The organism is Myxococcus sp. XM-1-1-1, from assembly GCF_020037095.1.
Classification (GTDB): domain Bacteria; phylum Myxococcota; class Myxococcia; order Myxococcales; family Myxococcaceae; genus Myxococcus; species Myxococcus fulvus.
On record NZ_JAIQDH010000027.1, the window covers coordinates 68,973 to 92,413 of the forward strand.

Genomic DNA, 23,441 nt, shown 5'->3' on the forward strand with positions numbered 1-23,441 from the left:
AACTCGCGACCGACAGTCTCCGCTAGAACGGAATCCGCAGTCCCACGTCCGCGGCGGGGATGAGCTTCCACTGGGTCCGCTCATCCAGCCGGACGACGACCACCGGCAGGCGCCCGCCCACCGTCACGGCCATCTGCGGCACCACGTACAGCGCGAACGACGCGACGGGCGCGGCCGACGGGCCCATCGTCCAGCCCGAGTCTCCGTCCCCCGTCTGCACCACCACCTGCAACCCCGCCTCGACGCCCAGCGCCAGCTCCGTGTAGCGGTAGCGCTTCTTGAGCGCATAGCCCACCGTCAGGCCCGTGGTGAACTCACGGTTCTCCTCGTGCGGCCCCTGGCCCACCTCCAGCGCGAACGTCAGTCCCTGGAGCGCCTTGGACAGCTCCGCGCGGAACGCCAGCAGCGCGCCCGCGGGGTCCACCACCGTGTGGCGCATCCCCGCCGTCAATGTCAGCTCCCGGTCCCCGGGCGTCGCGGGCACATACGGCGAGATCTCCAGCGGCGCAGACGCGCGGGCCGAATCAAGCGTGCGCCCCTCGGTGACCGGCTCGGGAGAGCGGGCCACGAGGGGCTCGGGGGCGTTCTGATTCTCGGTCAGCGCGGCGGCGGCGACACGTTGCTCCACCGAGCCCCAGGGCCTCGGCTCCTGGGTCGGGTCCGGCTCCGGTGGCGGTGCCTCCTCGGGTGGGGCCTGTGTCTCCTCCGGCGTCGGCTCCAGCCACTGCCACTCCTCCGGTGACGCGATGACCACCTTGCGCGAGATGGGCACCGGATGGCTCCCCTTGAGGCCGGCGAGGGTGGGCGATGGCGGCGCCAGCTTCAGGTCGTCCCAGCGCACCTTGCTGACCTGTCCGGCCGCGGCGTTCACCGCGCCCACGTGCTGTCGTCCCGCTCGCCACGCTCGCAGCTCGTACTCGCCCGGAGGCACGGCGAGCCGAGGCACCGCGCCCGGCCCCAGCTCCGCGAGCACCTGTCCTCGCCCCGGCTTCAACAGCAGCGCGCGCTCGAAGTCCGACGGCAGCTCCAACGCCGTGCCCGGGCTCGGAAGCTGCGTGAGCACCAGCTCCCCCTTGCCCGTCAGCCGGTAGTCGTACGCCGGATGCTGCGCGCCCGTCAGCACGTCCGCGGTGGACGAGACGGTGTGCGCATACGCGTATTGATACGCCTCCGCCAACGTCACCAGCCCGTCTCCGGACGAGTCCGCCGCGCCGCGCAGCCCCGACACCAGATGGTGCGTGAAGAGCGAGCCGCCCACCTCCCGCGACTCCAGCGCCAGCTCGTCCTCCGCGCTGGACGTCAGCAGCGCGTGCCCGGTGCTGTGCACCTCATCCGTCAGCCGCAGCTCGAATGAGGGACCCGGGCGGCCTCCCTTGAAGCGCAGCAGGGCGCCGCTGCGGCAGCTGTCGACGATGGCCAGGCGCACGTCCGCGCGCGTCGCGTCCAGCCAGCGCCGCAGCTCCGAGTACAGCAGTCGCTCCGTGCCCAGCTCCAGCGCCACGCCGTCCGAGTGTCCGGAGAAATAGAACAACAGCACCACGCGCGTGTCCGGCTGACGGCGCAGGGCCTCGACCTTGCGAGCCGCCTCGTCCAGCGCGTACCGCACCGGCGCCAGCCCCTGACCCTTCAGGATGATGAGGTCCGAGGGCGCCACGTCCCCCAGCTCCGACAGCACGCCCGCGAGCTTCGTGGCGTCGGCCTCCGCGTAGCGCAGGGGCGGCCGCTCCCCGCTGCCCACGTTGTGGCCCACCAACACGGCGATGCGTCGGGTACCCGCCTCGACGGGCAGGGACGCGCACAGCACCGCGGCGACGACGAGGCAGCGCAGAGAGGTCATCACGGCTGGGTCTTCTCGAAGAGGAAGGTGGCTTGTGCTCCCGCGGCGACCGGCAACCGCCTGCGGTCCCGGATGACTTCCGCGCCTCCGGTGGAGAGCTCGCGCAGCGCCGGCGCGACCGACTCGAACGACAAGGGCTGGCGGGAGAACAGCGCGAACAGTCGCTCGGGTCCCGGGGCGTTGTCGAGCACCACGCTCCCCGGAATCTCCACCGGCAACCCCCGCGACGGCAACTGCACGCTCTCATGTCCACCGAAGGGGTAGTAGGTGTTCACCTGTCCGGCGCCATCCACCGACACCACCAGCACGTAGGGCAGGCCCAGCCCCTCCACGACGAAGCGCACCTGGTCCCCTGGGGCCAGGGCCTCGCCTTCCTCCACCTTCCACGTCCGCTCGCCCCGGTGGGCGAAGAGCTGGAGCATCGCGCCGCCCTTCACCGCGAGCTCGGGCTCCTGGGGTGAGGGCACCGCGACCAGCGCGAACAGCAGCACCACCGCCGAGGCCAGCGCGAGCGCGGGAGCCCACCAGCGCCAGTTGCTCCAGGGCATCCCGCGCGGGGAGGGGAGCTGGGCGCGGGGGAGCACGTGGGCGGTGAAGTGCCGGCGGTGGGAGGCGAGCTCCTCGGAGCGGGCGCGACAGGTGAGACAGGTGTCCAGGTGGGCCTGCGTGGTGGCGCGCTCCGGAGGGGGAAGCGCGTCCATCGCGAGGGCCTCCAGCTTGAGGCTGGAGACGTGAGGGGGGGCGTTCATGAGGGGGGCCTCCCGGCGAGCGCGTGGGCGTGCCGGTGGAAGTCTGCGAGCCGGTTGACGACGGTGCGACGGGAGATTCCGAGGAGCTGGGCCACCTCTTCCTGCGTCATCCCGTCGGCGAGGTGGAGCCAGGCGACCTCGGCCACCTTGGGGGGCGCGGTGGTGATGAGGCGGCGGGCGAGGTCCCGGTCTTCCAGCAGGCGCTCGCTGTCGACGCCGGGCACGTCGGGCAGCTCCTCCACGGGCACCGCGCGGCGGCGCCTGTCTCGGGCCTGGTTGAGGCAGTAGTTGGTGGCCACGCGGTAGATCCACGCGAGGGCGTGCTGGGCATCCGGGGCGCGGTCCAACTGGCGGTGCAGCCGGAGGAAGGTCTCCTGCGCCGCATCGGCCGCGGCGGCGTCATCGCCCAGGATCTGGCGACAGCGGGCGTACAGGGAGGGCCCGTAGGTGCGGTACAGCGTGTGGAGACGGTCTTCGGACATGGTGGTTTCGCGATCCGGCCTCCCTACCAACACCGGGGGTGGGCGGATTGCGCAAGGGCCCCTCCGGACGCGGCCGGTGTGGTACCACGGGGTCGCCCATGGCCCTCCCCCCCCGTCGAGGCCCCTCGCTGGCGCACAAGGCCCGCCAGCGCACACCCGGCCACCACTACAACGCGAGCTTCCTGTCCGCCCTGGACAAGGAGGCCATCCTGACCTGGCTGGGAGGGCTGCACCCGCTGTGGGAGGAGCGCTTCTCGAAGCACTTCCCGCCGCCGCCGGGGCAGCAGCAGCGGCGCCTGCTCCGACCGGTGTACTGGCTGGGCAACTGGCAGTTCGCGTGCCTGGACTACTACCGGCCGCCCAAGGGCGTCTGGAACCGGTGCGTGAAGGCGGAGCCGTTCCCGGAGGTGCTCCAGCGGCAGGTGACCAAGATCGAGGAGCTGGCGCGGCGCATGTTCCGGGGGCCGGACATGCCCAAGGGCTGGCACCTCAATACGTGTCTGGTGAACTTCTACGGCAACCGGCTGGAGGAGGACCGCTGGGTGGACACGGCGCGGGTGGGCGAGCACAAGGACTTCGAGCCCGGCCCGGTGGCGTCGCTGTCCTTCGGCGAGCGGGCGCTCATCCAGTTCGTGACGTCCTCTCGGCCCGGTGAGCGGGACGCGGTGGTGCTGGAGCAGTGGCTGGACGACGGGGCGCTGGAGCTGTTCGGCGGGACGCGGTGGAAGGAGGAGACGTTCCACCGGGTGCAGCGGGTGGACACGCGCGCGGGGCATGACCTGGCGCCGAAGCTGCCGGACTTCCGCACGCGCCGCATCAACCTGACGTTCCGCTACGTGCCCGACGAGCACGTGACGCCGTTCTTCAAGCTGTCGCCCGAGGCGCGCGAGGACGTGCGCGGCTACATGCGCACCCTGGCCGAGGGCAGCGCGTTCTTCCGCGCGGAGCTGGCGCGGGAGCAGACCGCCACGCCCTGAAGGCCGTGCGCCGTCGAAGCCGCGCGTGCGCGGCAGGGCGAGCGCCACGCAGGCGCGCCCGGGGGCTCCGAGAGCCTCCTGCGGCGGAGCGGCGGATGGGGGCACGCTCGAGCGGTGGTGCCGCTCAGCGGGGCCTGCGCTTGCCGTGGGTCCGGGCGTGGCGACCCTGCTCCTTGCCGGGGGACGCTCCCGAGTCCTTCTGCGGAGGACCGGGGTCCTTCTGGGATGCGAGGAAGCGCGTCCACGCCTCCTGGAACACGGGGTCCTCGCGCGGCACGGGGACGCGGGGAATCTGTCCGCGCATGATGCGTTCGATCTCCGCCACCACGTGCTTGTCCCGCGACGTGGCGAAGGTGGACGCGACGCCGCTGGCCTGCGCGCGCGCCGTGCGGCCGATGCGGTGCACGTAGTCCTCGGGCGAGTGCGGCAGGTCGTAGTTGATGACCTGTCCCACGTCCTCCACGTCCAGGCCGCGCGCGGCGATGTCCGTCGCCACCAGGCACCGGTAGGTCCCCTCGCGGAAGCCCTCGAGCGCCTGGCGCCGCTGGTTCTGCGTCCGGTCCGCGTGCAGCACCGCGCTCTTGTGGCCCTCGCGCTGGAGCAGCCGCAGCACCTTGTCCGCGCGCTCCTTCGACTTGGCGAAGACGAGCGCCGTCGAGTCGCTCTCCGCGAGCAACGTGAGCAGCAGCGCCGACTTCTCCTCCGGCTTCACGATGTAGAGCCGCTGCTCGGCCCGCTCGGCGGGAGTCCCGCTGCGGGTCACCTCCACGCGCACCGGCTTGTGCAGCCGCTCCCGCGCGAACCTGCCCACGTCGGGGCCGAGCGTCGCGGAGAACAACAGCGTCTGCCGCTTGCGAGGCAGCGCGGCGAGGATGCGCTCCAGCTGGGGCAGGAAGCCCATGTCGAGCATCCGGTCCGCCTCGTCGAGCACCAGCCCCTCCATCCGGTACAGGCTCACCGAGCCCGTCTCCAGCAGGTCCACCAGCCGGCCCGGCGTGGCGAGCACGAAGGTGGGATGGGCCTTCAGCGCCTCCACCTGCGCGGACATGTCCTCGCCGCCGATGACCACGGTGTGCGTCAGGCCGCGCGCCTCGGCGAAGACGCCCAGCGGCTCGGCAATCTGCCGCACCAGCTCCCGCGTGGGGGCGAGCACCAGCCCCAGCGTGCCCTTCCGGCCCGCGAAGCGCTCGACGAGGGGAAGCACATAGGCGGCCGTCTTGCCGGTGCCCGTGGCCGCGCAGCCGATGACGTCCTTGCCCGCGAGCGCGGGAGGGATGGCCTGGACCTGGATGGGGGTGGGCCGGGTGAAGCGCACCCGGCGCAGCGCGCCGAGCGTGTCCGGAGACAACCCGAGCCGTTCGAAGGAATCACTCACGGCCTGGGGGTATCACGGCGTCGGGCCCCGTGGGAAAGGGCCTGACGCCGGCACTGTCCTATGGCGTGTCGCGCAGCTTCTGGGCCCAGGGCTCCACGGCCCGCAGGACGCTCTTCACCCGCTCGGCGGGCTTGCCGGCGTCCCTGAGCCGCCTGCCCAGCGCGTCCAGGTGCGGCACGGCGCGCTCGGTGAGGGCCACCAGCGCGGCGGCCACGTCGCAGGTGTCCGCGGCGTCGTCCATGCAGATGACCCGGTCCTCCAGGACGATGCGCCAGATCTCCTCGCAAGAGCCTCGGCGGCGCTGGTCCGGGATGAGGAAGAACGGATGGAACGTCCGCTCCAGCCGCTTCACCGTCTGGTAGATGGGCTGGTTGTCCTTCATCGAGTCGCCGATGAGCTTCGTCACGTGGCGCGCCGCCACCTCCTCGGAGGGCGGCTCGTCGCCCGTCATGAAGAAGTATCCCTTCTTGCCGCGCTTCTCGAAGCAGTCCATCGCGGTGTGCTCGGCGGCGAAGTACATGCCCAGCTCGTAGGACTCGGAGGGGTTCGCGCCGCCACCGCGCTCCAGGAACATCCACGTGAGCCACTGGTCCATCTGCTGCTCGGAGGACTCGAACTGGCCGACCTGGAGCGGGGCCCTGTCGTAGTCCGCGTCACCCACGGCCATGAAGAGCACCTGCGGGTCCGCGATGCCCGCGTCCATCAGGTCCTTCATGAACGAGGGGAACGTCTTGCGCGCCAGGATTTCGGGGATGTTGCCCATGGAGCCCGTCACGTCGAGCGACATGACGACGGCGAGCGAGTTCGGGTGGGCCGCGCTGTCCCGGCTCTCGCGGAACTTCACCCCGAACGGGTCCATCCTGGGATGACACGCGCGCTGCTTGAACACCTCTTGCGGCGGCAGCTCGCTGCGAGCCTCCGTCATCGCCCTGTGCGCTTCGTGACTGTAGGACCCGTACCCCATGTTGGCTTGACCCCCTCGTTCGAGACACCGCGACGCTAACGCGGAGGCATGGGTGGCGTCAGCCTCGGGGCTGCTTGTCCCCGGCCGTCGGCCCCCGGGACGCCACGGTGACGCGCGCGCCCAGGGCGGCTTCCACCCAGCCGAGGAAGCGCTCGACGCGAGCCTCCGGGGCCCCACCCAGCTCCAGGGGCCTCCGCTCGGGCACGCAGCGCGCCAGGGCCCGCGTCAGGCGCGCCTGCCAGTCGAGGTCCCGCTCGGAGTCACTGGGACGCAGCGCGGTGATGCGCTCGGAACCCGGCGCTTCACGCACCAGGGTCGAGTCCTCGCCGGAGCCGACCTGCCCGGGCGCGGCGCGATATGCGTCGCACACCGGCCAGCGCGAGGTCAGCCGGTCCAGGTGCGTCACCGCGAGCGCATCCACCCCACCGCAGACCGCGAGCGCATAGCGGCCGAGCACCGCGTCGAAGGCGCCCACGCGAAAGCCGCCCTGCCAGCCGTCGGCGCCATTGTGCGGCTCGGGGAGAGAGGGCGCGAGGCTCGCGTCCTCGGTGGGGAACGGGCCCTCTCCGTGGCGCGTGGCATACGCGCGCAGCACGCCCAGCCGGTGCACCTCGCCATCGAAGCCATGCTCGCGCAGCAGGGCCAGCGCGGGCTCGAAGGTGCACGTGCTCCAGGTGGTGTGGGGATGGAAGCCGCGCCACTCGTCCAGCAGCACGCCCTGCGCGCCCTCGAAGAGCGTGGTGCCCGCGCGAAGCCGGGCCCCGAGCCATGCGTCGTCGACGACGCGCTGAAGAGGCTCGATGCTCCGCACGGCCTCCGCCCAGCGGGCACTCACGCCGGAGTCCTCCAACAGGGCCCGCTCCGGCGCGGCGTCGGAGAGTCCCTCGGTGAGGCGCAGCACTTCCTCCAGCGCCCCTCGCAAGCGCTCCTGCGCCGCGCGGGCCTTGCGCACGAGTCCGCCCGCGTCCCTCAGGTCGCCCGCGAGCACGGTGTCCTCGGGGTGCGCGAGCGCATCGCGCACCGTCTCGCCCACGCCCACGCCGCAGGTGCCATGTCGCGCATCGCCCCGAGCCAGCTCCCGCAGCCGCCCCGCCGCTTGATGGAACGGCGTGATGACGCGGGCCCGCTCGCTCACCGTCACGCGCGACAGGGCCTCCGGCACACCGCGCTCGGCGAGGTAGCGGGCCTCCACGCGCAGGGCCAGCGGATGGAAGACGGTGGAGTGCGCCAGGTGCGTCCACACGCCAGGCACGAAGGTGCCCGCGCCGAACTGGGAGAAGGTGTGGTGTCGGCCGTCCTCGGTGACGACGTTGTGCCCCGCCTGCGCGCCGCCGTTGAAGCGCACCACGAGCCGCGCGTCATGCCGACGCGTCAGCCAGTCCGTGAGGGTGCCCTTGCCCGCGTCGCCGAAGCCCAGGTCGACGACGATGTGGGCCGCGCGCGAGGCGCTCATCGCCCGTCGCGAGGGACGATGCGCCGGTGGCCGGAGCTGGCGTCGTCGACGGGCAGGTGCTCATCCTCCAGCCGCGGCTGAGGCGTGCCGTCGCGTCCCAGCGTGGCCGCGAAGGGCGTGAGCGCGCGGATGACGGCGCCGCGTCGGGAGCGATCCCTGCCCTCGCGCTCCAGGTGGCGGGCCAGCGCGTCGATGTCGGCGATGGCGCCCTCGCACAGGCCGACGAGACTGGAGGTCACGTCCACGCAGTCTCCGGGCTCCTCCAGACAGATGACGCGGTCCCCGAGCAGCTCCCGCCAGTACCGCTCGCAGTTGCGGCGGCGGGCCAGACCGGGGATGAGGAAGAAGGGCTCGAAGGCGCGCTGGAGCTCGTCCACCACCTGCTGCACGGGCAGGTCCTTCTCCAGCCCGTCCCCCATGAGCGAAGCCACCTGCGTGTGCGAGACGAACGGGTAGGGCCGCTCGTCACCCGTCATGAAGAAGTAGCCCCGGCGGTTGCGCTTGCGGAAGCAGTCCAGGTCCGTGTGGCGCGCGGCGAAGTACATCGCCAGCTCATACGACTCGTGGCCCGGCGTGCCTCCGCCGCCTTCCAGGAAGGACGAGGTGAGCCACTGGTCCATCTGTCGCTCGTTGGACTCGAACTGGCCCACCTGCAGCGGGGCGCGGTCGCTGTTCGCGTCGCCCACCGCCATGAAGAGCACCTGTGAGTCCGTCACGCCCACGTCCAGGAGCGCCCGCATGAAGCTGGGCAGCCCGCGCCGCGCCAGCAGCTCCGGGATGTCGCCCATGGAGCCCGTGACATCGAGCGCGAAGACGATGCCCAGCGAGAGGGGATGCTCCTCGCTGTCCCGACTCTCGCGCCAGTCCACCCCGCGCGGGTCCATCAACGGATGGCAGCGCTCCTGCCGGAAGAGGACCTGCCGGGACAAGGTCCCCCGGGTCTGGATGAGCGCCTCGTGCGCCTGGCTGCTGTAGCTCCCGTAACCCATCGCTCGACTCTCCTTCCACGCCACGGCGTTCCGCCGCGCTCAACGCCACCCGGGCAGGGTGAAGGGAACGAAGCGCGGAGGTCCGAAGGCCTCGAGCGCCGCCCGTGACACCTCTTCCTTCACGCTCCACGCATCGACCCGCGCTCCGCCCTGGAGCCGGGCCTGGTCGCGCAGCAGCGCGATGAGTGGCGCCGGCACCTTCGATGGCGCCAGGCCCGTCGCCGCCGTCCCACCGAGCACCCAGGCGAGGCAGCGCGCGAGCATGGCCAGGTCCGTGGCGGGCGAGGGCGTCGCGCCGTCCAGCAGCGCCTCCGGGTAGAAGTCCGGGTGGGCCACGCTGGCGGAAGGCAGGGCCAGGGTCGAGTGGTACCGCGTGGCATTGGCCCAGCCCACCAGCATCACGCCATGGTCCCTGGGGTGCACGAGCAGGTGGGGCGGCAGCACCGCGCCGTGGACGTAGCCCGCGCGGTGCACGAAGCCGAGCACCTCCAGCGCGCGCTTCCACATCCACACCGCCGCGCGCGGGTCGATGCCCTCCGGAGACACCTGACGCAGCTCCGTCAGCGAGTGCTGGAAGCCGCTCATCCAGCGATACACGGCCGCCGGGCGCGCGGTGCCCACCGGGTCCTTCACCTTGCCCCGCGCCACGGGCTGGGGGAGCAGCCGCGTGAAGTGCTCGGCGCCCTGGGCGCTGGAGCCCTGGAGCTCCTCGAGGATTTCGTACTCCCGCGCGACCAGGTCTCCATCCGACAGCGCGCGGGCGACCTTCAGCACCACCATCTCCGTGATGCGCGCGTCGCGCCGCGCGAGGAACACGTCGCAGCTGTCCCCCTGGCCCAGGCGGCCGAGCAGCACGTAGCGCGTGCCCGCCACGGTGACGCGAGGCCGGTCCGGAGCGAAGGGCGGGTCATCCGCGGGACGCGCGGGCTTGGGCCAGACGGCCACGCCCTTGGCGGACACCATCGCGCCGCAGTAGGCGCAGGTGAGGATGCCGTTCGCCGAGGCGGGGGGCGGTAGGTTCGCGCCGCAGCCCGGACACTTCAGAAGTTGTAGCTCCATCCGACCCCCTCATGCGATGCGGGGGCAGCATACCGTGCCCGCAGGAAACCCGAATGACTCCCGTTGCCCCCGTGCTGCCCGTGGTGCTCGACACCAATGTCGTCCTGGACCTCTACGTGTTCGAGGACCCGGCCCTGCGTGAGCTGCACCAGGCCCTGCGGGACGGACGCCTGGTGGCCTGGGCCGAGGACGCGACGCTGGCGGAGCTGGGCTATGTGCTCGCCTCGCGCCACTTCCTGCCGGGCCGGGCCCAGGACACGCGGAGCACGGCGCTGGCGCGCTATCGCGAGCACGCGCGGGTACTGCCGGCGGGGGAGGGAAACCCGGCGCTGGAGCTCCCCCGATGCAAGGACCGCGACGACCAGAAGTTCCTCGTCCTGGCCGCGCGGGCCGGGGCGTCGTGGCTGGTGAGCAAGGACAAGCGCGTGCTGTCCATGGCGGACCGGCACGGGATGCCCTTCCTCATCCTCACGCCCCGGCAGGCGGTGGCGCGACTGTCCGCTCAGGCATTGGAGGCGGGGCGGTAGCGCAGCACGCGCGCGGCCTGGGCGTTCACCACGAAGGCGGTGATGCTCTCCAGGCGCGACTTGCCCGCCTTCTCGCTCCACTCGAGCACGTAGAAGAAGACCGGGTCGTCCGAGCCCTGCATGTTGCCGTAGACGACCACCGAGTCGGCCCGCTGGTCCTTGTATGTGATGAGCGTCTGGCGGAAGGTGAGCCACACCTCGCGATTGCCGGAGGCCTCGGAGGTGCCGCGCAGGAACGCGGTGGGCTTGTCGAGCGGCCCCTGGAGGAACTCGCCGCCCGAGGCCCGGTGCTCCAGCAGCTCGCTCTTGGAGCCCGACAGCTCCGAGAAGACGCCCGAGCACTCCTCCTCGCAGGTGAAGTCCGATTCGGCGGGGGCCTCGCGGCGCTCCTTCTCGCACCGCTTCTCGCACGCGACGAGCTCGCGGCCCTCCTGGGCGAGCGCCTTCTGGATTCGCGCCTTCATCTGCGCCTGGGTGGTGTCGGCCTCGAAGAAGGTGGTGTCCGCCAGGTGGAGCAGCCCGGCCACGCGCACCAGGCCCGGGTCCTCCATCGCGGACAGCGCCGCGCTCGCCGCGGCCTTCTGGGGGCGCAGCTGCGCGGGCTTCACGCGGGTCCACGTTCCACGGGCCTCGGAGTCGGTGCCCGCGCGGTTCAGGTCGACGCGGTCGAACTCCGCGGCCATCTGCCGGGCGCGAGCGAGCGCGGCCTTGTACGCGGGCTTCTCCGGCACGGTGGCCAGGAAGTCGGAGGCGGCGACGCTCATCACCCCACCGGGGCGCGAGAGCATCTCCTTCTCCGTGAAGTCCTTCTCGAAGAGCGTCTCCACCTTGTAGCGCGGCGCCCACTCCACCTTCGCCTTCGTGTCGTTGCGCGCGGCGGCCATCTTCCGCTCGTACGCGTAGGCGCGCACCTGCTCGAAGGCCGCCGTCTCCGCCTCGGCCTTGTACGGGTCCTCACCCTCCACGTACACGCGCAAGTCACTCAGGCACGTGTCGTCATACGTCGCGCCCGGATAGGTGGACACGAGCGTGAGCCGCACGCCGCCCACGCGCTCCGGCACGGGCACGCGGACCTCCTGCCAGCCGAGCACGTCGCGCAGCTCCGCCTCCACCGGCGCGCCCGTCGTCTGCGGGCCCGTCTCGCCCTGGACCAGCGGCTCCAGCTTCACCTTCCGGGGACGCGCGTTGGCGCGGTAGAGCTTCTCGGACTTCTGGTAGCCGTTGCGCACGAAGACGCGGAACACCTTGGCGCGCGTGAGGGACGGTCCCCACCACTCCAGGGCCTCTCCCTCGCCGCGCCCCTTCGCGCCCTCCACCCACGCGGTGGCCGGGTCGTCGTCCGCGACGTAGAGCGGCAGGTAGTTCTGCGCGTGCTTGTTCCAGCCGTTCTCCAGGAACGTGGACGCCGTCACGCGGCGCGGATGCAGCCGGTGCGCGCCGCCCGCGTCGGGCTCGAGCAGGACGGGGGGGGCTGCGGCGAGGATGAGCGACAGGAGGATCATGGCTTGCGCTCCAGGGTGTGGCGGGGTGGCGGAAGGGGTGCGGCCCACAGGACGTGCCGTGAGAGGCCCGCGGGGTAGAGTCCCGAGTCTTCCTGCTCGCGGGACACCAGGTGGTAGACGACGCGCGCGTAGCGGGCCGTGGACGGGATCCGGACGCGGAGGGGGCGGCCTGGGACGAGTCGGGTGTCCTCGATGGCGCCCAGGTGGGCCAGCGGCTCCGGGGCCCACGGGCGGACCTCCAGGCGGCGGCCCAGCGTGGCCACGGTGGTGGCGGACTCGAAGAGCGGATTGTCGGCGACCTCCACGCTCACCCAGCGCATGACGTCGCCGGAGGGGAAGCCGTGGCCCACTTCGCGCGTGGACAGCACGAGCTCGCCATCGCGCGGCTCCACGACGAGCGCCGCCTTGAGCGCCTCGGTGCGCCGGGTTCCGCCGAGGCCGTGGTCACCCCGGGGCATGTGGCAGTCGGTGCAGTGGCGCGTGTCTCCGGTGGCCTTGCGCCAGGCGGTCCACTCGCCCACGGTGTCCTGTTGCCACTGCGTCTTGGAGAGGCGCACGCGCTGGCCATCGATGTTCAGGACGGGGAAGCCGAACTGGTGGCAGCCCGCGCAGGGCATGCCCGGGGCGGCCTGGGCCTTGTCGATGCGCGCGTGACAGGCCGCGCAGGTGACGCCGTGCTCCTCGGGGGGACTGTTCGCGGGCAGCGCGCCGCGCTCCAGGTTCCGCGCGAGGGGCGCGTGACACTGGACGCACCAGCCCGGACGGTCCTCGGTGATGGCGACCTGGAAGACGTCATCCGTGCGCGCCGAGGCATGGCCGCTGTTCCTCCAGGCGTCGACCTCGGGCGCGTGACACTCGGCGCAGCGCTGGAGGCTCCAGTCCGGCAGCCCGTGTGGCGCCGGGCCCACCTCCATGCGCGCGGTTCCCTGTGGGAAGCGGGCACTCGGCGCGGAGGCGAGGAGCGAGCAGGTGAGGAGGAGGAGCGCGTGCACTGTTGAACGTGGAGTGTATTCGCATGGGACTCGCGGACGCACCTCCCCCCGGGCGTGCGGGAGCGGTAGAACCGGACCCATGAAGGCCTACGAGATTCGGGACGGATTCGGGTTGGAGAAGCTGGTGTCGTGCGAGCGGCCGGACCCCACGCCGGGCCCGTTCCAGGTGCGCGTGCGGGTGAAGGCGACGAGCCTGAACTACCGCGACCTGATGATGGTGGAGGGGCGCTACAACCCGCGGCAGAAGCTGCCGCTGGTCCCCAACTCGGATGGCGCGGGAGTGGTGGACGCGGTGGGGCCGGGTGTCACGCGGGTGAAGGTCGGAGAGCGGGTCATCGGGCTCTTCGCGCAGGCGTGGGCCGCCGGTGAGCCGACGCGCCTGGCGCAGCAGTCCACGCTGGGTGGGCCGCTGGATGGCGCGCTCGCGGACACGATGGTGCTGCGCGAGGACGGGGTGGTGCCCACGCCCGACTACCTCACCGACGAGGAGGCCGCGACGCTGCCCTGCGCGGCCCTCACGGCGTGGAGCGCGCTGGTGACGCATGGCGCGCTCAAGGCGGGGGACGTGGTGTTGCTCCAGGGGACGGGAGGCGTCTCCATCTTCGCGCTGCAGATTGCGCGGATGATGGGGGCGCGCGTCCTCATCACCTCGAGCCGCGACGACAAGCTGGAGCGCGCGCGAGGACTGGGGGCGCACGACGGCATCAACTACGTGACGACGCCGGACTGGGACAAGGCGGCGCGTGCGCTCACGGGCAACGCGGGCGTGGACCACGTCGTGGAGGTGGGTGGGGCGGGGACGTTCGAGAAGTCGCTGCGCGCGGTGCGGCCCGGCGGCACGGTGTCCGTCATCGGCGTGCTGAGCGGGGTCGCGGGGGCGGTGCCGTTGACGTCCATCCTGATGCAGAACCTGCGGGTGCAGGGCATCCTCGTCGGACATCGGCAGAGCTTCGAGGCGCTGCTGCGTGCGTTCTCGCAGCACTCCGTCCGCCCGGTGGTGGACCGCGTGTTCCCCTTCGACGAGGCGGTGGCGGCGTTCCATCACCTGAAGAGCGGGGCCCACTTCGGCAAGGTCGTCATCCGCGTGGGATGACGTGACGCCGTGTCGAAGTGGGGAAGGGCCCGGTGACGACTGGCGTCCACCGGGCCCTGGGGCCTCAGGAGCCGGTCTCGGTGGGGCCCGAGTCGGACGGGTTGTTGTTGCGCGCGACGTAGCTCACCTGGGGACCGCCTCGGGGACCGCGAGGGGCGTTGCCCCGGTTCGAGTTGGGGCGCTGCTGGCGCGCCTCGCGCAGCGTGTTGCCCCCCGGGCCGGTCGGCGGACGGGTCTCCACGGCGGGCTGCGAGGGCCGATTGGGACCTCCGCGACGCTCGCCACGGGGAGGCCGCGCGTCATTGCCGGCGAAGGTGTTGCTCGCGCCTGCCTGGACCTCGTTGCCCTGTCCCCGGTGCTCGACCAGGGGCTGACGCTCGTCGCGGTTGCCGCGTCCGTTCATCGGGGGCCGTGAGTTGGCGTGGCCGTTGCGGGGCTCGGACGGGTCTCCGCGGCGGTTTCCATTGCGGAAGTCGCCGGGACCCCGCGGGCCACCGTTGCGTGAAGCCTCCGCGCCACGCGTGTCCCCGCCCTCGAACGCAGGGGCGACGGACGCGTGCGCGTCCTGGCCGTTGCGAGCTTCACCCTGGAAGTCCCTGGGGCCTCCATTGCGACGCTCACCCTGGGCACCGCGAGGGCCACGGCCACGTGAATCACCGGAGCCCGGTGCCGCCGCGTCGCGACGCTCGCCCTGGAAGCCGCGAGGACCTCCGCCGCGTGAATCGCCCGCGCCGCGAGCCTCGCCCGAGAAGCCGCGAGGACCGCCACGCGAGTCACCCGGGCCCTGCGCGGCATCACCGTTACGGCGCTCGCCCTGGAAGCCGCGAGGACCGCCACGCGAGTCGCCCGAGCCCTGCGCGGCATCACCGTTACGGCGCTCGCCCTGGAACCCACGAGGCTCACCGCGCGAATCCCCAGCGCCTTGCGCCCCATTACCGTTGCGGCGCTCGCCCTGGAAGCCACGAGGAGCCCCGCGCGAGTCTCCAGCGCCTTGACCTGAGTTGCCCTGGAAGCCGCGAGGTCCACCACCGCGCGACTCTCCCGCGCCGCCCTGCGGCCGATGCGCGCCGTTGCGCGAGTCACCGTTGCGCGCTGCCTCGCCGTTGCCGTTGTACGCGCCGCCCTGGAAGCCTCGAGGACCTCCATTGCGCTGCTCTCCCTGCGGCGGCCGCGCGCCATTCGCCTGCGGCGGCCGAGCACCACCACCACCCGCCGGACGCGCCTGCTGCGACGCGGGCGGGTTCGGACGGTTGTTGCCCGAGCGCGGCGGTCCTCGCCCCGGACCCCTGCGGCCTCCTCGCTGCGCCGGAGCGGCGGGCGGCTTGCCTCGCTCGCCACCCCCCTGCCTCAGCACCAGCGCCTCCAGCTCGAGCAGCTCCGCCTCGGCGGCCTCCTCGGGCGTCATCGCCGGCTTGGGCGGAGCGGGCGCGACCTCGACCTGCGGCGCGCGCTGCTCCAGTCGCGGATGGCCGCCCCCGAAGCGCGCGTCCGGACGGCCCTTGCCCTGGCCCCCACGGCGAGCCCCCTCACGGAAGCCTCCCGAGGGCACGAAGTCCGGCGTGAGCTCGCGCCGCACATAGGCGCTCCAGATTTCGCCGGTGTCCCCCGCCATGCCGTACAGCGCGGGCGCGTACGTCGCGAGGAACTCGCGCACGTTGTCCAGGTCGCGGCGGAAGTAGAACTCCGCGCGGTTGTTGCGCGCCGCGGCGATGGTCTGCGGGAAGTCGATGATGACCGGCCCCGCGTACCCCATCAGGATGTTGTACGGCGACAGGTCTCCGTGGATGAGGTCCGCGCACAGCATGCTGATGACCTGCGCGCGCAGGTCCACGTACATCGCCAGCGCCTCCTCGGGCGTGGTCGGCGGCGCCTCGACCAGGCGCGGGGCCGGATGTCCCTGCGCGTCGATGACCACCTCCATCAGGAGGATGCCCTCGTAGAACAACACCGGCGTGGGCACCCGGACGCCCTGCGCGTGCAGCTTGTAGAGCGAGTCCGACTCCGCGCTCTTCCAGGCCTCCTCCGCGGCGGCCTGCCCGAACTTGCTGCCCTTCTCCATGGCGCGACGCGTGCGCGAATTGCGCACCTCACGCCCCTCCCGGTAGCCCACGTTGTTGCGGAAGTTACGCTCGTGGCGCTCCTTGTACAGCTTGGCCGCCACCACCTGCCCGGCGTGCTGGACGAGCCACACCTCCGCCTCCTTGCCCGTCTTCAGTTGGCCGAGAACGGCCTCGATGATTCCATCGGCGAGGAGGGTCTCTAGCGAGTCATTCATTCAGAGGCGGAAGTCCAATGGGGGGCGGGCGGGGGCATTCCAATGCGCGCGGGGCGGCCCTGCTCGCAGCGCGCGGCGGCATGTGAACATCTCGCGGGGCCCTCTTGCTACCAGCATGACGCCAGGAGCAATCAGGTGAACCAACGCCCGGCCTGCTAACAGTTTGTCCGCCAGGGTTCCAGGCCATCGATGCGCTCCAGCCCGGCTGGGTCAAAGTTGACCAAGACCTTGGAATCCCTGGAGAAAAGTCCGGATGCCGGACCACCGCCCTCCAGACGTCCATGCGAGCGCCGGGCCGTGGGGCCGGACAGGGGCCAGGCACCGACGAGTCGACACTCGGTGTGCGGGCGAGCGGAGGGGCCGCCGGTGGGCTCTGCCGGGGAGACGCCGGCCGGGGACCTGCACCCAGGGGCTGCCGACCCGCACCAGGAGAGCGCTACGATGCGCGCCGCCCAGGAGGGGCTCACCCATGGCGACGAAGAAGCGCAAGTCGAGTGCTGCGAAGAAGTCATCCCGGCGCGCCTCCACGACGAAGAAGGCCGCGACGAAGAAGCCCACGGCCCGGAAGGCCACCGCGAAGAAGAGCGCCGCGAAGAAGGGCGCGGCTCGCAAGAGCACCGCCAAGAAGGCCGTCACGAAGAAGCGCGCCGCGAAGAAGGGCTCGACCCGGAGGCCCTCCCGTGGAGGCAGGAAGTCCGCGCCCGCCACGGCGCCCCTGTCACCGCGCCTGGTCGTCTCGCGGGACGTGCCCGAGACGCCGCTCCCCGCCGTCCCGGACGAGCGCCCCGCCCCCAGCCTCGCCTCCGTGGAGCAGGTGGAGACGTCCTCCGCCGGCATCCTCCCGCTGGCGCCCGAGCACGCGGCGGTGGACGAACTCACCAGCTCCGGCAACGAACTGCTCGACATCTTCCAGCGCTACGACCGCAACCGCACCGGTGCCATCGAGCGCGCCGAGTTCGCGCGGCTGCTGGAGGCGCTCGGGCAGGACGTCACGGACGAGGAGCTGGAGATCGCCCTCGACATCGTCGACGCGGACCGCACGGGGAGGATCTCCTGGATGGAGTTCAAGGCGTGGTGGCGCAGCCGCTGAAAGCGCGCGCCACCAGCACGCTGGGCAGGGGCCCGTGCCCGTCGTGGGCGGGCCCCTGGGCCCTGGCCTGCTCGCGTGGTCTCGAAAATAGGAGCGGGGGCGGAGCTGACCTACACTCGGGAGGGTAGGGGGAGTGGTGTCCGACCTGGCGTCCAGAGCCCATACCACCGTCTTCGAGCACGCGCGCGACGCGGTGCTCGTGCTCGACGCTGCCCAGCTCATCCAGCAGGTCAACCGCGCCGCCGAGCGCATCTTCGGCCCGCGCGGTGAGCTGGTGGGCATGGCGGTGACGCGCCTGTTGTCGGGGTGGCGTCCGCCGGACACGCGCGGCTCGCCGGACACGCCGCACGAGACGGAGCTGGCCGGACAGCGGCCGGGCGGTGCCGGGCCCGCGTACTACCTGCGCGTGCAGACGCTGGCCCAGTTCGACGCGGCCGGAAACGCGCTGGGCTGGGTGCTCCAGCTCCAGGACATGCGCGGCAGCCTGGAGGTCGAGGCCTCCATCCGTCAGCAGAAGGAGTTCTTCGAGGCGGTGGTGCGCAACAGCCCCGTCGCCATCGTCACCATCACCCGCCAGTTCATCGTCCTGTCGTGGAACCCCGCCGCCGAGCGGCTCTTCGGGTACACGCCGCAGGAGGCGCTGGGCAAACACATCTTCGACCTGGTGGCCACCGAGGACAGCGTCCTGCCCGAGGCGAAGAAGGCCCAGCGCGACGTCACCCAGCGCGGGCGCGTGCACTCCGTCACGCGGCGGCTGCGCAAGGACCACACGATGGTGGACGTGGAGCTGTTGGCGCTGCCGGTGTCGGTGGGCGGCCGGCAGCTGGGCTTCATCGCCATCTACCACGACATCACCGACCTCCAGCGCGCGCGCCAGGCGGCCGAGTCCGCCAACCAGGCCAAGAGCCTGTTCCTGGCGACGATGAGCCACGAAATCCGCACGCCGATGAACGCCATCATCGGCATGACGGGGCTGATGCTGGACACGCACCTGACGGGCGAGCAGCGCGAGTTCATCTCCACCATCCGCCAGAGCAGCGAGGCGCTGCTCACGCTGCTCAACGACGTGCTGGACTTCTCCAAGATCGAAGCCGGCCGCTTCGAGACGGACCGCCACCCGTTCGACCTGCGTCAGTGCGTGGAGTCGGTGCTGGACCTGCTCGCGGTGCGCGCCAGCGAGAAGGGCTTGGACCTGGGCGCGGACATCTCGCCCGACGTGCCCCAGGTGGTGATGGGGGACGCCTCACGCCTGCGCCAGGTGCTGCTCAACCTGGTGGGCAACGCGCTGAAGTTCACCGAGTCGGGCGGCGCCGTCGTCTCCGTGGACGGGGTCCGCCGCGCCGAGGCGACCGACGCGCCGTGGGAGCTCACCTTCTCCGTGCAGGACACGGGGCCGGGCATCCCCGAGGAGAAGCGCCAGGGCCTGTTCCAGCCGTTCAACCAGCTCGACGTGTCGGTGGCGCGGCGCTTCGGCGGCACGGGCCTGGGGCTCGCCATCTCCAAGCGGCTGGTGGAGGCGATGGGCGGGCGCATCTGGGTGGAGAGCGAGGGCGTGCCCGGCCGAGGCACCACGTTCTTCTTCGCGCTCACCGTGCAGGCCGCGCCGCAGACGACGGCGGGCTACCTGCGCTCGGACGAGCCGCTGCTGCGCGGCCGGCGCGTGCTCATCGTCGACGACAACGCCATCAACCGCCGGCTCCTGGGACGACAGCTCCAGGCGTGGGGCGCCGAGCCGGTGGAGGCGGGCTCCGGCATGGAGGCGCTCTCCAAGCTCCAGTCGGGCGGCTCCGGGTTCGACCTGGCGCTCATCGACCACCAGATGCCGGGACTGGACGGTCCCTCGCTGGCGGCGCGGATCCGCGAGCGCGACGACCTGCGGGCGCTGCCGCTGTTCCTGCTGACCTCACCGGGACGCCGCGCCGCGCCTCCGCCGGGCCTGTTCTCCGGGGTGCTGTCGCGCCCGATGAAGGCCTCGCAGCTCCACGACACGCTGATGTCCTGCTTCTCCAAGGACGTGCCCCGGGTGCGCGTGGAGCCCGCGCCGACGGGGGCTCCCGCGCCGCGTGACAGGCCCGGAGACCGCGTCCCCTTGCGCATCCTGCTGGTGGAGGACAACCTCACCAACCAGCGGCTGGCCAGCCTGATGCTGGACCGGCTCGGCTATCAGGTGCAGGCGGCGTCCAACGGGCGCGAGGCGCTGGAGTGGTCCCTGCGCCAGCGCTTCGACGTGGTCTTCATGGACCTGCAGATGCCGGAGATGGACGGCCTGGAGGCCACGCGGCGCATCCGCAAGGAGCTGCCGCCCACGGTGCAGCCGTGGGTCATCGCGATGACGGCCAACGCGATGGACTCCGACCGGGAGCAGTGCTTCGAGGCGGGGATGGACGACTTCCTGTCCAAGCCCATCCGCGTGGAGGCGCTCACCGCCGCGCTGGTGCGCTGCCAGACGCCGCGGCCCGTCGGCGGCACCCGCACGCGGCCGGAGCGCGTCGTCATCGCGGAGCAGGGGCTCTCCGACGACCTGGTGCCCGAGGCCGCGCGCATCCCCGGCCTGCAGCCCGCGGCGCTGGCCCGGCTGTGGCGGGAGCTGGGCTCGCAGGCGGGGAACATCCTCCCGGAGCTCATCGACACCGCGCTGCAGAGCATGCCCGCGCTGCTCGACGACGCGTACACGGCGCTGGGGCAGGGGCTGCTCGACGACCTCAGCCGCGCGGCGCACACGCTCAAGTCCAACGCGGCCTGGTTCGGCGCGTCGGCCCTGGAGACGCTGAGTCGGGAGCTGGAGCTGAGCGCGGACGCGGGCGATGACGTCGACTCCCTGCGCGAGCGGCTGGACCGGTGCCGGGCGGAGCTGTCCACGACGCGCGGACTGCTGTCTCGCCTTCGTGAGAGCATCGCCCTGCCCACGGCGCGCCGCTGAGGTCCCGGTCAGCCCTCCGGGGGCTCGGGCGTCCCTCGCGCGGCCGCGCACTTCGAGGTGAACGATGAGTGACTCTCCCAAGGATTCCTCCCACCCGGGCGCCGCGCGCATCCGAGGCCTGGAGCAGGTGGACCGGCTGTCGGTGCCGCTGCCGCATGGCACCGAGGTGACGACGCGCGTGGAGCGGATGACCTCCGGCGGGCGGCGCATCCCCCAGGGCGTGGTGGGGCGCGTGGTGCGGGCGAAGGACGGCGGGCTCGACATCCAGATCGTCGGCGTGGGCGAGGTGTGGTTCGCGCGCGACGAGCTGGTGCCCCGGCGTCCGGGACAGGTCCAGTTCGCCCAGCGGCGCGAGGCCGCCTGGAACGCGCTGGGCCCCTGCGTGGTGTTGGAGACGCGCGTGGGCAGCCATGCGTGGGGACTGGCGAACGCGCAGTCGGACGTGGACGTGCGCGGGGTGTTCGCCCTGCCGCTCTCGTGGAGCTTCGGCCTGGTGGAGGCGCCGCAGGACCTGGTGAGCGCCGACGGCAGCACGACCTATTGGGAGGCGCGCAAGACGGTGGAGCAGGCCCTGCGCGCGGACCCGAACACGCTGGAGACGCTGTTCGTCCCGGGCGCCCGGGCGCTGGATGAGCTGGGCGAGTGGTTCCTCGCGGAGCGCGAGGCCTTCGTCTCGCAGTCCATCTTCGGCAGCTTCGGTCGCTACGCCATGAGCCAGCTCGACAAGCTCACGCGCAGCCAGCGGCTCGCCGAGCACCGGGACCTGCTGCTGGAGTGGCTGTGCGAGGACCCCACGCCGGACCTGGACGAAGTGGCCCGGCGACTGGCGGACATCTCCCCGCGCGGCGCGCCCACGCCCGAGGACGCGCTGCTGGCGGCGAAGACCTACGTCAAGCAGCTCTATCGCTCGCTGTCGGACCAGGGCCTGCTCGCCGCCAACGACTTCGCGGCGCTCACCGCCTACGCGCGTGGAGGGGGACAGCGTCCTCCGTCGGCGCGGGAGCTGCGACCGAAGAACGCGTACAACCTGCTGCGGTTGATCGCCACGGCCACGGGCTGGCTGCGCCACGGCGAGCCCGTCTTCGAGGCGACGGGTGCCCTGAAGGCTCGGCTGTTGGACATCAAGGCGGGGCAGGTCCCGCTCGAGGACGTGCTGCGCGACGCGGAGGCGATGGCACCGGAGCTGGAGGCGGCGCGGCGGGAGAGCCGTCTGCCGGAGCAGCCCGACTACGCGCGAGCGGACCGGCTGCTGCGGCGGGTGGGGGATGAGGTGGCGCGGCGCTGGGTGACGAAGGCGCCGGGGCCCTGGGGACGCGAGGCGCCCGAGGCCCCGCGGATGGAGTGGAGGGATTCGGAATGAAGGGCACGCTGACGGAGCACGAGAAGACGGTGGCGGACCGCGTGCTCGACGAGGAGTCCGCGCGACGCGAGCACCTGGTGGTGTCGCTGACGGGGGCGCATGCCTACGGGTTCCCCTCGCCCGACAGTGACCTGGACCTGAAGTCCATCCACGTGGCGCCCACCGCCATGCTCCTGGGGCTCAGCCCCCGGCAGCTCAACGCCGAGCGCCTGGAGGTGGTGGATGGCGTGGAGGTGGACTACTCGTCCAATGAGCTCGCATCCGTCCTCCAGGGACTGTTGCAGGGCAATGGCAACTACCTGGAGCGCATCCTGGGCGCCATCACCCTGCGGGCCTCTCCGGACCTGGAGTCGCTCCAGCCGCTGGCGCGCGAGGTGCTGTCGCGGCGGGTGTTCCGTCACTACAACGGCTTCGCCCACGGCCAGCTGCGTGAGTGGGAGAAGAGCGGCTTTCGCTCCGCCAAGAAGCTGCTCTACGTGCTGCGCACCACGCTGACGGGCACGCACCTGCTGCGCACCGGGGGCGTGGAGACGGACGTCACCGAGCTCTTGGACGCCCACGGCTTCCCCGAGGCCCGCGAGCTGGTGGAGCAGAAGCGGCGCGGGGAGAAGAGCGAGCTGCCGGAGGCGCTGAGCGAAGCGTGGCGCGTCCGGGTGGCCCGCTCGTTCGAGGTGCTCGACGCGGCGCTGGCGGTGTCGGTGCTGCCCGAGGCGCCGCCCTCCAACGCCGTGGACGCGCTGGAGGCCTGGATGCTGGAGCTGCGGCGCCGGCGCTTCTGAGCCGCGCGTTCAGGGCGAGGTGGCGGACAGCCTGGACAAGGAGCGGTCCTTGACCTTGAGCCAGGCCTGCTGGCGGAAGAGATACGTGGAGCAGAGCTTCCGCCACGTCCACACGTCCGGCAGGTTCCACCAGCCCTCGGGCGGCTCGAGGCCGATGTCCCTCAGGTTGCCGATGCCCCGGTAGCCGACGCCGTCGAGGCCGTTGGCGCTGTTGGACTCCAGCACCAGGGCCTTGTCGGTGGCGGGGTGGTGGTCCACCACGAGGAAGGTGTGGCCGGAGCGCCACGGGTTGCGCCAGCCCTGGATGAGCGTCCACGGATGCGGGTGGGCATCGGCCGAGGGCGCGGGGATGGCCATGCCGCTCTCGACGGCGGCGGTGACGGGGGAGAAGAAGTCCTCCGTGGAGGCAATCATCATCTGCCGGTGGCGCCGCGAGTCCCACGCGAAGTTCGCGCCGTGGGCGTCCGCGAAGGCCTTCACCGTGAGCGCCTCGACGAAGGTGCAGCAGTTGTTGAACAGGGGCGGCGCGCGAGGCACGCGGATGCCCGGGAGGTCCCAGGGGTAGTACGCCTGGTCCAGGTCGTAGCGGAAGTCCTTCAGGCCCTGGAGCAACGTGACGAGCTGGCTCTCGGCGATGGCCAGCGGGTCGTCATCGAAGGGCAGCCGCACGGCGGGCGGAGGCTGCGCCTGGTTCGTCACGCTCACGTAGTGCTGCGTGCGCCAGCGCGTGCAGACCCAGGTGTCCAGCGCGCCCAGCGTGGGGACCTCCAGGCGCACGAAGTCGGTGTCCGGCGTCGGGCTGCCCGGCCTCTCCTCGAGCACGAAGTAGGTGCCCGCCTCGACGTAGCCCTCGAACTGAGACTGGGTGTCGGGCTGGACGAAGCCCCGCATGCGGATGGGCAGCTTCGCGACACGATGGCTCTGGGACACGACGACCCCCCCTCGGTGTGAATGACTTCGGGTGAAGTCTATCTCACTCGGGGAGGACGTTCATGGGACGCGCCAGGGCTGGAGCGGG

19 protein-coding genes are annotated in these 23,441 nt (G+C 72.0%); 7 read left to right on the forward strand and 12 right to left on the reverse strand.

Going from position 1 to position 23,441, the window contains the following annotated elements:
• Positions 1–22: 22 nt before the first annotated feature.
• Genes K8640_RS36285 through K8640_RS36295 form a run of 3 tightly spaced genes read right to left on the reverse strand, consistent with a single transcriptional unit; the run spans position 23 to position 3,068 of the window.
• Entirely contained in the window at positions 23–1,837 is a 1,815-nt protein-coding gene (locus K8640_RS36285) for a caspase family protein (protein WP_223751319.1), read from the reverse strand.
• Positions 1,837–2,586 carry a DUF4384 domain-containing protein gene (locus K8640_RS36290; protein ID WP_223751279.1) on the reverse strand — a complete coding sequence of 250 codons (750 nt, stop codon included), beginning with the start codon at positions 2,584–2,586 and terminating at the stop codon, positions 1,837–1,839. The genes K8640_RS36285 and K8640_RS36290 overlap by 1 nt, the downstream gene beginning before the upstream one ends.
• The gene (locus K8640_RS36295) at positions 2,583–3,068 is read right to left on the reverse strand and encodes an RNA polymerase sigma factor (protein ID WP_141328153.1); all 486 of its coding nucleotides are present in this window, start codon (positions 3,066–3,068) and stop codon (positions 2,583–2,585) included. The genes K8640_RS36290 and K8640_RS36295 overlap by 4 nt, the downstream gene beginning before the upstream one ends.
• A gap of 98 nt (positions 3,069–3,166) precedes the next feature.
• On the opposite strand from K8640_RS36295, the gene K8640_RS36300 reads away from it, so the two are divergent.
• Positions 3,167–4,045 (forward strand): alpha-ketoglutarate-dependent dioxygenase AlkB, encoded by an 879-nt coding sequence (locus tag K8640_RS36300; protein ID WP_223751280.1) that lies wholly within the window; start codon positions 3,167–3,169, stop codon positions 4,043–4,045.
• A gap of 124 nt (positions 4,046–4,169) precedes the next feature.
• On the opposite strand, the gene K8640_RS36305 is transcribed toward K8640_RS36300, so the two are convergent.
• The 5 genes from K8640_RS36305 to K8640_RS36325 form a co-directional block, all read right to left on the reverse strand.
• The gene (locus K8640_RS36305; protein WP_223751281.1) at positions 4,170–5,420 is read right to left on the reverse strand and encodes a DEAD/DEAH box helicase; all 1,251 of its coding nucleotides are present in this window, start codon (positions 5,418–5,420) and stop codon (positions 4,170–4,172) included.
• A gap of 58 nt (positions 5,421–5,478) precedes the next feature.
• Positions 5,479–6,345 carry a VWA domain-containing protein gene (locus tag K8640_RS36310; protein WP_223751282.1) on the reverse strand — a complete coding sequence of 289 codons (867 nt, stop codon included), beginning with the start codon at positions 6,343–6,345 and terminating at the stop codon, positions 5,479–5,481.
• Between the two features lie 97 nt (positions 6,346–6,442).
• Positions 6,443–7,837: an adenylosuccinate synthetase gene (locus tag K8640_RS36315; RefSeq protein WP_223751283.1), complete on the reverse strand. Its 1,395-nt coding sequence runs from the start codon at positions 7,835–7,837 to the stop codon at positions 6,443–6,445.
• The gene (locus tag K8640_RS36320) at positions 7,834–8,826 is read right to left on the reverse strand and encodes a VWA domain-containing protein (RefSeq protein WP_223751284.1); all 993 of its coding nucleotides are present in this window, start codon (positions 8,824–8,826) and stop codon (positions 7,834–7,836) included. The genes K8640_RS36315 and K8640_RS36320 overlap by 4 nt, the downstream gene beginning before the upstream one ends.
• Positions 8,827–8,865: 39 nt before the next feature.
• Positions 8,866–9,885, reverse strand: coding sequence for a hypothetical protein (locus K8640_RS36325; protein ID WP_223751285.1), 1,020 nt, complete (start codon positions 9,883–9,885; stop codon positions 8,866–8,868).
• A gap of 53 nt (positions 9,886–9,938) precedes the next feature.
• Here K8640_RS36325 and K8640_RS36330 point away from each other — a divergent pair, with 53 nt between their 5' ends.
• Positions 9,939–10,412: a putative toxin-antitoxin system toxin component, PIN family gene (locus K8640_RS36330; RefSeq protein ID WP_223751286.1), complete on the forward strand. Its 474-nt coding sequence runs from the start codon at positions 9,939–9,941 to the stop codon at positions 10,410–10,412.
• Here the strand turns inward: K8640_RS36330 and K8640_RS36335 are convergent.
• Positions 10,388–11,914 (reverse strand): NADase-type glycan-binding domain-containing protein, encoded by a 1,527-nt coding sequence (locus K8640_RS36335; protein ID WP_223751287.1) that lies wholly within the window; start codon positions 11,912–11,914, stop codon positions 10,388–10,390. The genes K8640_RS36330 and K8640_RS36335 overlap by 25 nt on opposite strands.
• A complete protein-coding gene (locus K8640_RS36340) occupies positions 11,911–12,828 on the reverse strand; it encodes a cytochrome c family protein (protein ID WP_223751288.1) in 918 nt (305 codons plus the stop codon). Before K8640_RS36340 ends, K8640_RS36335 begins: the two co-directional genes overlap by 4 nt.
• 157 nt (positions 12,829–12,985) lie before the next feature.
• Here K8640_RS36340 and K8640_RS36345 point away from each other — a divergent pair, with 157 nt between their 5' ends.
• Positions 12,986–13,999: an NAD(P)-dependent alcohol dehydrogenase gene (locus K8640_RS36345; protein ID WP_223751289.1), complete on the forward strand. Its 1,014-nt coding sequence runs from the start codon at positions 12,986–12,988 to the stop codon at positions 13,997–13,999.
• Positions 14,000–14,063: 64 nt separating this feature from the next.
• Here K8640_RS36345 and K8640_RS36350 read toward each other — a convergent pair whose 3' ends face one another.
• Positions 14,064–16,274 carry an RIO1 family regulatory kinase/ATPase gene (locus tag K8640_RS36350; protein ID WP_223751290.1) on the reverse strand — a complete coding sequence of 737 codons (2,211 nt, stop codon included), beginning with the start codon at positions 16,272–16,274 and terminating at the stop codon, positions 14,064–14,066.
• Between the two features lie 469 nt (positions 16,275–16,743).
• On the opposite strand from K8640_RS36350, the gene K8640_RS36355 reads away from it, so the two are divergent.
• The 4 genes from K8640_RS36355 (at position 16,744) to K8640_RS36370 (ending at position 22,423) form a co-directional block, all read left to right on the forward strand.
• The gene (locus K8640_RS36355) at positions 16,744–17,364 is read left to right on the forward strand and encodes an EF-hand domain-containing protein (protein WP_223751291.1); all 621 of its coding nucleotides are present in this window, start codon (positions 16,744–16,746) and stop codon (positions 17,362–17,364) included.
• A gap of 136 nt (positions 17,365–17,500) precedes the next feature.
• Positions 17,501–20,284, forward strand: a complete 2,784-nt coding sequence (locus K8640_RS36360; RefSeq protein WP_370640432.1) for a response regulator — start codon at positions 17,501–17,503, stop codon at positions 20,282–20,284.
• Positions 20,285–20,348: 64 nt separating this feature from the next.
• Positions 20,349–21,644: a DNA polymerase beta superfamily protein gene (locus tag K8640_RS36365; RefSeq protein ID WP_223751293.1), complete on the forward strand. Its 1,296-nt coding sequence runs from the start codon at positions 20,349–20,351 to the stop codon at positions 21,642–21,644.
• Complete coding sequence (locus K8640_RS36370) at positions 21,641–22,423, forward strand: DNA polymerase beta superfamily protein (RefSeq protein WP_223751294.1); 783 nt, start codon at positions 21,641–21,643, stop codon at positions 22,421–22,423. Before K8640_RS36365 ends, K8640_RS36370 begins: the two co-directional genes overlap by 4 nt.
• Positions 22,424–22,432: 9 nt before the next feature.
• On the opposite strand, the gene K8640_RS36375 is transcribed toward K8640_RS36370, so the two are convergent.
• Positions 22,433–23,353 carry a hypothetical protein gene (locus tag K8640_RS36375; RefSeq protein ID WP_223751295.1) on the reverse strand — a complete coding sequence of 307 codons (921 nt, stop codon included), beginning with the start codon at positions 23,351–23,353 and terminating at the stop codon, positions 22,433–22,435.
• Positions 23,354–23,441: the final 88 nt, after the last annotated feature.

Bases quoted from the DNA above. Each gene is read 5' to 3' on its own strand.
- K8640_RS36285 (WP_223751319.1), bottom strand. From the start codon at position 1,837: ATGACCTCTCTGCGCTGCCTCGTCGTCGCCGCGGTGCTGTGCGCGTCC.
- K8640_RS36290 (WP_223751279.1), bottom strand. From the start codon at position 2,586: ATGAACGCCCCCCCTCACGTCTCCAGCCTCAAGCTGGAGGCCCTCGCG.
- K8640_RS36295 (WP_141328153.1), bottom strand. From the start codon at position 3,068: ATGTCCGAAGACCGTCTCCACACGCTGTACCGCACCTACGGGCCCTCC.
- K8640_RS36300 (WP_223751280.1), top strand. From the start codon at position 3,167: ATGGCCCTCCCCCCCCGTCGAGGCCCCTCGCTGGCGCACAAGGCCCGC.
- K8640_RS36310 (WP_223751282.1), bottom strand. From the start codon at position 6,345: ATGACGGAGGCTCGCAGCGAGCTGCCGCCGCAAGAGGTGTTCAAGCAG.
- K8640_RS36315 (WP_223751283.1), bottom strand. From the start codon at position 7,837: ATGAGCGCCTCGCGCGCGGCCCACATCGTCGTCGACCTGGGCTTCGGC.
- K8640_RS36320 (WP_223751284.1), bottom strand. From the start codon at position 8,826: ATGGGTTACGGGAGCTACAGCAGCCAGGCGCACGAGGCGCTCATCCAG.
- K8640_RS36325 (WP_223751285.1), bottom strand. From the start codon at position 9,885: ATGGAGCTACAACTTCTGAAGTGTCCGGGCTGCGGCGCGAACCTACCG.
- K8640_RS36330 (WP_223751286.1), top strand. From the start codon at position 9,939: ATGACTCCCGTTGCCCCCGTGCTGCCCGTGGTGCTCGACACCAATGTC.
- K8640_RS36335 (WP_223751287.1), bottom strand. From the start codon at position 11,914: ATGATCCTCCTGTCGCTCATCCTCGCCGCAGCCCCCCCCGTCCTGCTC.
- K8640_RS36340 (WP_223751288.1), bottom strand. From the start codon at position 12,828: ATGGAGGTGGGCCCGGCGCCACACGGGCTGCCGGACTGGAGCCTCCAG.
- K8640_RS36345 (WP_223751289.1), top strand. From the start codon at position 12,986: ATGAAGGCCTACGAGATTCGGGACGGATTCGGGTTGGAGAAGCTGGTG.
- K8640_RS36350 (WP_223751290.1), bottom strand. From the start codon at position 16,274: ATGAATGACTCGCTAGAGACCCTCCTCGCCGATGGAATCATCGAGGCC.
- K8640_RS36355 (WP_223751291.1), top strand. From the start codon at position 16,744: ATGGCGACGAAGAAGCGCAAGTCGAGTGCTGCGAAGAAGTCATCCCGG.
- K8640_RS36365 (WP_223751293.1), top strand. From the start codon at position 20,349: ATGAGTGACTCTCCCAAGGATTCCTCCCACCCGGGCGCCGCGCGCATC.
- K8640_RS36370 (WP_223751294.1), top strand. From the start codon at position 21,641: ATGAAGGGCACGCTGACGGAGCACGAGAAGACGGTGGCGGACCGCGTG.